This window comes from Protofrankia sp. Cas8 (assembly GCF_963555845.1).
Classification (GTDB): Bacteria; Actinomycetota; Actinomycetes; order Frankiales; family Frankiaceae; genus Protofrankia.
Window position 1 is genome coordinate 1 of sequence record NZ_CAUVXI010000236.1, and the last position, 7,907, is coordinate 7,907.

General features: G+C 68.6%; 7 protein-coding genes. 1 reads left to right on the forward strand and 6 read right to left on the reverse strand.

Features of this window, described 5'->3' with window-relative positions:
* Positions 1-387: 387 nt before the first annotated feature.
* From U9977_RS23640 to U9977_RS23655, 4 genes are all read right to left on the reverse strand, one after another.
* Complete coding sequence (locus tag U9977_RS23640) at positions 388-4,167, reverse strand: NB-ARC domain-containing protein (protein WP_322751482.1); 3,780 nt, start codon at positions 4,165-4,167, stop codon at positions 388-390.
* A 109-nt stretch (positions 4,168-4,276) separates the two neighbouring features.
* Positions 4,277-5,326, reverse strand: coding sequence for a toll/interleukin-1 receptor domain-containing protein (locus tag U9977_RS23645; RefSeq protein ID WP_322751483.1), 1,050 nt, complete (start codon positions 5,324-5,326; stop codon positions 4,277-4,279).
* A 178-nt stretch (positions 5,327-5,504) separates the two neighbouring features.
* The gene (locus U9977_RS23650; protein WP_322751484.1) at positions 5,505-5,906 is read right to left on the reverse strand and encodes a type II toxin-antitoxin system VapC family toxin; all 402 of its coding nucleotides are present in this window, start codon (positions 5,904-5,906) and stop codon (positions 5,505-5,507) included.
* Positions 5,903-6,139: a FitA-like ribbon-helix-helix domain-containing protein gene (locus U9977_RS23655; protein WP_322751485.1), complete on the reverse strand. Its 237-nt coding sequence runs from the start codon at positions 6,137-6,139 to the stop codon at positions 5,903-5,905. The genes U9977_RS23650 and U9977_RS23655 overlap by 4 nt, the downstream gene beginning before the upstream one ends.
* A gap of 299 nt (positions 6,140-6,438) precedes the next feature.
* On the opposite strand from U9977_RS23655, the gene U9977_RS23660 reads away from it, so the two are divergent.
* Positions 6,439-6,753 (forward strand): hypothetical protein, encoded by a 315-nt coding sequence (locus U9977_RS23660; RefSeq protein ID WP_322751486.1) that lies wholly within the window; start codon positions 6,439-6,441, stop codon positions 6,751-6,753.
* A gap of 85 nt (positions 6,754-6,838) precedes the next feature.
* Here U9977_RS23660 and U9977_RS23665 read toward each other — a convergent pair whose 3' ends face one another.
* Both U9977_RS23665 and U9977_RS23670 read right to left on the reverse strand, forming a co-directional pair.
* On the reverse strand, positions 6,839-7,441 hold the full coding sequence (locus U9977_RS23665) for a hypothetical protein (RefSeq protein ID WP_322751487.1): 603 nt from the start codon (positions 7,439-7,441) through the stop codon (positions 6,839-6,841).
* A 141-nt stretch (positions 7,442-7,582) separates the two neighbouring features.
* Positions 7,583-7,907, reverse strand: a 325-nt coding sequence (locus tag U9977_RS23670; RefSeq protein WP_322751488.1) for an alpha/beta fold hydrolase, incomplete at its 5' end; no start/stop codon positions are given.

A 7,907-nucleotide genomic window follows, 5' to 3' on the forward strand; every position in this document is an offset into this window, starting at 1 on the left:
CGCACAGTGTTGGAGTTCGGCGGGTTCCGATTCCCACCGGCTGATCGTGCCGGCTGGACCGGCCGTCGAGGAACGATGCCGAGGAGTCGCTGCGGGACGCACCGACCGCGATCTTGGTTGGCGGCATGGCCCGCGCCGAGAGCAGAACCATCTGCGCCCGACGCCAGGGCCCCACTGACCCGACGGCCGCACGATCCGCAACAGCTTCTGTCGTCCGGATCGGCCTCCCGCACCCGCACCACTACACTCCGGATCATCAAGCCGGCAGCGGTGCCAGCCCAGGGCCCGGCGCGGCGCGCCGCTCACAACTCGGGTGCACCTTGCCGGCCTCGGCACCGTCCCTCTTCCAGGCGACACGGACCGGCCCAGGCGGTCGTGCTCGGACGCCTATGGCCACCAGCAGTATGCGCGGAGAACAGAGGATGTGGTCACGGCTGCGATGTTGACGTCCGGCATCGCTGACAGAACCGTCGTGAGGACGGCGAGTACCTGTGAGCGGCCCGCCGAGGACGCGAGTTCCAGCGCTTCACCGAGCAGCGGGCCGCGGTCCACGGCGGGAAGACGAGGAACCAGTGCGGACAGCACTTTCGCCTGGCTACCCGGATCGTCGATGGCTCTGGCCGTCTCCATCGCCCGATCCAGCAGATCCACCGGCAGATACTTCACGAGAACAGACAAAGCGATCGCCCGGTCGAGTGGATCTTCGATGGCGACCACAGCGTCCAGCACACGGCCAAGCGTCGCCGCCGGCAGGTGTCGCGCCAGCCCGGCCAGCGCTTCGGCCTGGTAGCGGGAGTCGTGAAGATCTCCGACTCCGTTGAGGGCCCGGTCCAGGAAACCCGAGGGTAGATGCGACCTCAGGGCGGGCAGTTCCTCCACCAGGCCGGTCACGTCGTCGAGGGCGTAGACGGCAGCGAGCGCCGCGCCCTGTTCGGCGGCGGACAGCGGTAGATGCGGTGCGAGCCCTGACAATGCCTCCCACCGGTCGTGGGGATCATCGATGAGGGCCACGGCGGTCAGCGCCCTGGACAGCTCGGCGTCGCGCGAGGTTCCGCGCAGATGCGGCACCAGATCCATCAGTGCTTCGGCTTTACGACGCGGGTCGTCGATGATCCAGGAGGCTTCGAGGGCCCGGTCCAGGACCCGGCGGCGCCGCTTCACGGGCAGGAGTGGGATCAGCCTGGACAACACCTTGATCTGTCCGTGCACGTCGTCGAGGGCAAAGGCCGCGACCAGCGCCGGACTGACGTCCTCGGGGGAAAGATGTTGCGCGGCCATGGCCAATGCCTCTGCCTGGCAAAGCGGGTCGGTTACCTCACCCGCGAGGGAGATCGCCTCGTCAAGCACCCGGCGGCGCTGCTCGGTCGACAGGTACGGCGCTACGCCTGCCCGCGCGATCGCCCCGACGTATGGATCGTCGGCCGCCCTGGCCGATTCCAGCGCCTGGTCGAGTAATTCAGAGGGCAGCCGAGAGGCGAGCACGTTCACCGCCACCGCCCGCAAGTACGGATCGGCAATCGCAAGAGCGCCTGCGAATGCCTCGCTGAGCAGGCCCTCGGAAAGAAATGGCGTCATACTGGCCAGCGCCGGCACACGGCCGTGTCGTTCGTCAATGGAGACAGCCACCGCGAGGGCCTCTTTCATCTGCGTTGTCGACAGGTGCGGCGCTAGGCGGGCCAACGCGTCTAGAGAGACATAAGGACGATTCGCGGCGGCTGCGTCGGCGAGGGCCGATGCCAGAAGCGGTCCCCGCCACTCGGCGGGCACATGCGGTACCAGTCTGGCCAGCGCCGCGGACCGATCATGCGGTTCGTTGACGGCTCCGACCGCCGCCAGCGCCCGACCGAGCAGGACTGCAGGGAGGTGAGGCGCGAGCAGGTTCACCGATCGGTCCCGGTCCCGCCAATCGCCGGATGCGGTGGCTGCCGTCAGGGCTGCCCCAAGTAGATCCGCTGACAGGTAGGGAGCCAGTCCTGCCAGTGCTTCTGCCCGGGCGTGCGGGCTCTCGATGAGCTCTGCCACGGAGAGTGCCTCGCGGAGCAGATTCGCGGGCAGGTAGGGCGCCAGCCGGGCCAACTCTCGCGCCTTCCCGAAGGAGTTGTGATCCCCAGCGGCTGCGACGAACTGTTCAACCAGCGCCGCCGTGGAAAGCGGTGGCGCTGGCCCGGAGAACGGCTCCGCCCCATCGAGCCGGTCGACAGCTGCGACGGAGGGTCCCTCGTCGAGCTGACCCGTTTCTAGGTACTTCGCCAGCTGGGCCAGTACCTCGGCCCGTGTGCCAGTGTCCGGTAGAGCCTCACCTATGGCCAGCACCTGCTCGAGTACCGGGCCGCGCTGATCGGCGGGCATGCGCGGCACCAGTCCGGCGAGCGCCTCGAAGCGGACCTCGGGATGCGGAGTGGCCTGGGCATAGGTGAGAGCCCGTGACACCGGCCAGGTGCCGGTCTCGACCAGACGTGCTAGCAGCGCTGGCGGACGGGTCGCGGCGAGGCTGGTCACGGAGCCGACGTAGAACGCGTATGGGATCTGTCGGACGAGCCCCTGGGGGTCGCCAGCGGAGAAGCGGGCCTTTGCGTTCTGCCAGGCGGCCCGCAGATCGGCGATGTAGTCACCCGGATGACCGAGATCGTCATGCACGGAGAACCACACCCCTTCGACGCCGCGGGAGGCGCTGGAGCGCTCGGCAGCCAGTAGCTCGTCGACGATGTCGGGACGTTCGCCTGCCAGCAGGTGACCTACCAACGACAGCATGCCGTAGCGGTCCAGGGCTCCGAACGCTGCAGGGTCACGCAGTCCCGGTAGCCCTTTGGCCAGCCCGCCCCATCTGTCCAGGAGCCGTTCCGCGAGCAGCAGGTGCAAGCCAGCGGCTGCCTGGCCCATCGACTTCGGCCCGAGGCGGACGTAGTCGAACAGCAGGGGATGAAGCGTCACCGTCCGCGCTGCGGGCCCAAACTCCACGAGGTTGCGCTGCGCGAGCAGGGTGAGGAGCCTCTCGGCCTCCATACGGTCGAGGCCACCGGTGGCCTCCCACAGCAGAAAGGCAGCTTCGGCCGGCACGGAATCGCGGTCTTCGAACACCGTCATTTCGCGGAACCGGGCGGCCTGCTCGTCCGTCAGTGTCTCTGCCGAGGCGTCGAGCACCGTCAGCAGGTTCGGATGGGGGTAGTCCTGAAAGTCGGCGGCCAGCTCGGACAGTTCTGACCGACTCATCCGCGCCGACACGTATTCCCAGCTGTACCCGCCACCGACCATGGCACCAGCCACGGCAAGCGCCAGGACCAGCCCGCCGCACTTGTTCAGAATCGTTGTCACGGCTGGCGACAGATCGTCGATGCCCTGGCCGGCGTAGGCGGCCAGTACCTGACGTGCCAGATCTGGCCTTGCGTTCTCCAGATCGATCACCCTGGCGTCGTCGAACAGGGCCTTCCGGTCGCGGGTCGTCACCAGGAGCGTGATGCCGGCCGGCATCCGCAGCGCCCTCAGGACGTCGACGCTCCACACGTCGTCCAACACGACCAGACATCGCGCCCCGGCCAGCAGCGACCGCAACCGGCCCGCGACGTCATCAACATGAACCACCGGCCGCCGGTCACCGAACGCGCCCAACACCTCCGACGCGACCCCGCTCAAGCCGGGACGCTGGCCGACCTCCACCCACGCGATCCCGTCGGGGAACGCCCTCCGCACCAGCGGGTCGTGCACCAACGCCCGGGCCAGCACGGACTTGCCGACGCCGCCCATCCCAACCAGACCGACCACCGGCGAACCGCCTGGACGGCCCTCCGGGCAGGGACCGCACAGCAGCTCCCGCACCCTCGCCGTGTCCGCCTCCCGTTGCACGAACCGCGCAGGCAGGCTCGGCAGCAGATCCCACGACGGCAGCACCCGCTTCCAACGAGTCGACACCACCCCCGCGCCGGCCTCGAACACCGGGTTCGCCGGGAATCGCTCCAACGCAGCCACGAACAGTGCCCGCCGTCCGCCAGGCAGCGCACCGTTCTCCAGAAGCGCCGAGACTTCCCGCCACATCTGTTCGGCGGTGCGCACATTCAGAACAGGGTGGAGGCCAACTGGCAGGCTCGCCGCCACCAGGACGTGCCGGGCCGAGACCTCGTCCGGAAAGGCACCTGTGAGCGCGCGGACCTCATCGTCCGACAAACCACCCACAAGCTGCACCATCCCGTCGCGCCCAGCGCACCGTCACGTCGGCCGCGTCCCGCCGCCGGCAGCCACGGACATCATCCCCCACCGGGAGCCGCATTGATTGTGCCGCCAACTATGATCTTGACTCAGGGCGATCAAATCGGAGCTGTGACGTAGACGTCCCGTCGCCGGAATCGATATCCGCCTGTACGCTCTGCAGCTCCGCTGCAGGAAAGGGAGGTGTTCGGGAGGTTCCGGGGAACGGCGGGCGGGTGGGCGGCTTCGCCCGTCCGCCGCCGACTGCGAGCTTCGCCGCCTCGAGCAGGACCGTGCCTGCCTTGTCCTGGGTCATGCTGAACAGGTCGTGGGAGACGACCTGGCCGAGCAGGCCGGGGCGGTCGCAGTCCTCGACCCGGAAGACGAGCAGTTTGCGACCTGCCCCATCCGGGTCCGCGGCCCATGCTGCCTGCCATTCCGCCGCCCCGTACACCGACTGGCCATAGGCGGCGGACAGCACCGCCACGGTCCTCGCCGCGCGCTGGACGCCGTTCTGCATGCCGACGACCCAGTTCGCCCCGCGGCATGTCCCACGCCTGCACGAGAACCCGGTAGCCGCAAGGGTGGGAGACCCGGCGGGTGCCCGGCCGGAGGACGGAGTACCTCCCGAGGGAGAGGGGTCGGCCGCGCCGACTGCCCTCGCGGCGGCGGCGAGCACGCCATTCGCCGGGCGAACGTGGTAGGCCTCGCGCAGGACGTTCGCCCACCCGCCGAGGACCGCGCCGCCGTCGAACAGGCGGTGGACCTCCCGCCAGAACAGCTCCGCGTTGGCGACGTTCCAGGCGGGCTGGCGCCCGGGCCGAAGCCCTGCCTGACTGACCAGCCTCCGCGCGTCCGCGAGGTCGGGGAACTCGTTGGCCAGCGTGCCGATCACCACCCGGTCCGACGGCGGCTCGGCCGGCGTCGGTGGCAGGGTGGCAGACGGACGGACACCCGACCTACCACGCGCTCCGGTGGACGAGCCGTCGGCGGGCGTCCCCCCGCCGCCGCCGCCAGGACTGGTGGGCCGGTATTGGCTGACCACGTCGGCCAGCTGGCGGTTGCCGGGATTCACCGCGGCGGCCTCGGCCAGCAGCCGCGGCAGCCAGCCCTCCGCCTTCGCCTGGCCTACGAACCGGGAGCCCATCGAGTGATCGCCGAGGCCAAGCCTCAGCCGATCATGTACGAACGAGAGTGTCCGAGGGGGGACTCGAACCATTACCCCACGGCCCCTCGTCCTCGCCACCGAGCTTCCCCTCCCCCAACAATGAGCCACCAGCAACTTTCCGCAGACCTGATGGAAGGCCACGGAGGTGTCCGGGGCTCTACTGTTCGCTTCGAAGGTCGCGGACGGGACACATCAGACCGGGCGTACCGGCGAACTTTCGGTCCACCGTCACCAGCTCGGCGCCCAACACCTCCGCCAGCGCGACGTATGCAGCGTCATACGGCCACATCTTGTGCCGAAGCGCCCAGATCCGCGGAAACAGCGGCACATGGTCGAAACGCCTCAGCGGCATGCGACCGAGCAGATCCAGAGCACGTGCCCCTTCGTCCGCAGGCAGCTTCCCCCCGCGCACCAGGCCTCGCAACGTCGAGGCGCATTCGAGATCGACGGCATGCGGTGCGGCCAGCCGCTCACCGAAAGCGACCACACGCACCTTCTCCGCAACAGGGTCCGAACCAACCAGGAACTCGACCAGGGCGGAGGTATCCAGAACAATCACGCGTGGGAATCGCGCATCTCGGCGACAGCGTCCACCACGTCGGCGACGGTCACCGCGCCCCGTGCCGCGATGGAACGCGCCTGCTCGGCGGCCTCCTCAGCGGTCAGCATGACCGCCTCCCCCTCCAGCAGCTGACGGACATAGGCCTGCAGCGACTGCCCGGCTCGGACAGCCCGCACCTTCAGGACGGTGACGGTCTCCTCGGAGACCTCGCGTACATGAATGGTAGCCATGCAAGCATCCTAGTCCCACAGCCAACACCTCACCTGGACAGTCTCGACCTTGGCTCCTCCCGTGAAGATCCGGCCGGAAAACCCCGACCGCGGCGTTGCCTCCCAACCCCCGGCCCCGAAACTCGCCCTCGCTTATAAACCGGCGGCCACACTGGGCCACCCGCGAGGGTCCAGATCTTGGTGTTTCGGTAAGTACAGCGGTCCGCGGTTGGTCGAGTATCCAATAGATTCGCCGTCTCGACATCGACGGCGGTACCGGCCCCACCACCGGAACGATCCCCGTCACAGCAGGAGGAAACATGAGCGATGCCCCCGAACTCATCCGCCGTTACTTCGAGCTCGCGCCACAGTCCGACGCCTACTTCGCCCAGTTCACCGACGACGCTCTCGTCGAGGACGAGGGCCGGGAACGTCGAGGCATCCCCGCCATTCGTGCCTGGCGCACCGAGGTCCCGCTCGTCGCGTACACCATCCACGAGATCCACCAGACCGAAACCGGGCACGACGCGGGCGTAGACATCGCCGGTGACTTCCCCGGCAGCCCCGTGCACCTCACGTTCCACTTCCAGTTCGCGGCCGACGGCCGCATCACTGTCCTCACCATCCGCCCCTGACGACATCAGCACGACAAAGACCACGCACGCCTTTCGTACACGGGTCTGATCCGGTGCGTGCGGGCTGGGCACGAGACGGAGGTTGTCAACCGCAGTGCGGAAGCTCATACCGCGGGAAGATCCGAGTGACCGATGCGGTGGCCGGGCTGCCATCGGCGCGGGTATAGCTCACGGTCACCGTCAACCCAGGCTGGTCGTTGACGGTCACGCCGGTATCGGCGATCTGGATGATCCGGCCGACCGCGGTCATGCCCCGCTCCCGCAGCCGCTGTCGGTCAGCCTCGTATCGCAGTTGTCGGCGGCTTTTACGACGTCGGGAACGTAGCGCCAGCGGGACGGCGGCCAGCGCTGCGACGACGCCGGCGGAGAAGGCGAAGCCCAGCGGGGCGCCGCGCCCGGACGTCCAGGCACGCAGGCCAATGACCACACAGGCGATACCGAAGATCCAGACGCCGCCGAAACCCAGGAAGAAGTAACCCGCATCCGATCCGGTGCACGCCCGCTGTCCGATGTCCCCGCAGCTGCCGCGGCTGGAGGACCGCGGAAAGTAGGTGCCGATAAGCCAGGCGCCCGTGAGAGCAACCGCGGCGGGTAGCAGCCAGCCGAACAGCGCGTTACCGCAGCCCAAGGCCCGGCCGGGATGCGTGCTTTCGCCGCCTGCCGCGACACCCAGCAGCACCCGGGGCAAGCCACATCGAGACCACGCCGCCGCCGTCAGGTAGAGATCGCACGACAATCGGCGGTCGCCGTGCTCGGCGCGTTTGTTGGCAGGCCGAAGCTTCGGGTGCTGTGGTCACTCGGCTCTTCTCCGCGCCCGCATCCGCAAGGTCTATCGAGGATATCTACGGAGCGTGTTTCCCTGCCGCTGTTCGGGGGTTGACGCGGACGCCGCCGATTGCGTCGCGTCCCATACGTCGCTGGCGATGGTGGCCCACAGATGTTGGGGGAACTCGTGTCCCATATCGGGATAGGTGATCAGCCGGGCTGCGGGAATCGTTCCGGCGAGGGTGTGGGCGGCACGGATGCGAATCCATGGGTCATCCTGGCCGTGGATCACCAGGGTAGGCACCCGCAGCCGCCGTAGCTGAGCCCGAAGGTCGCCGCCGGTGCGGGCTGCGGCGAGTTGACGGTGGGTCGCGCCCGGATCGTGGTCG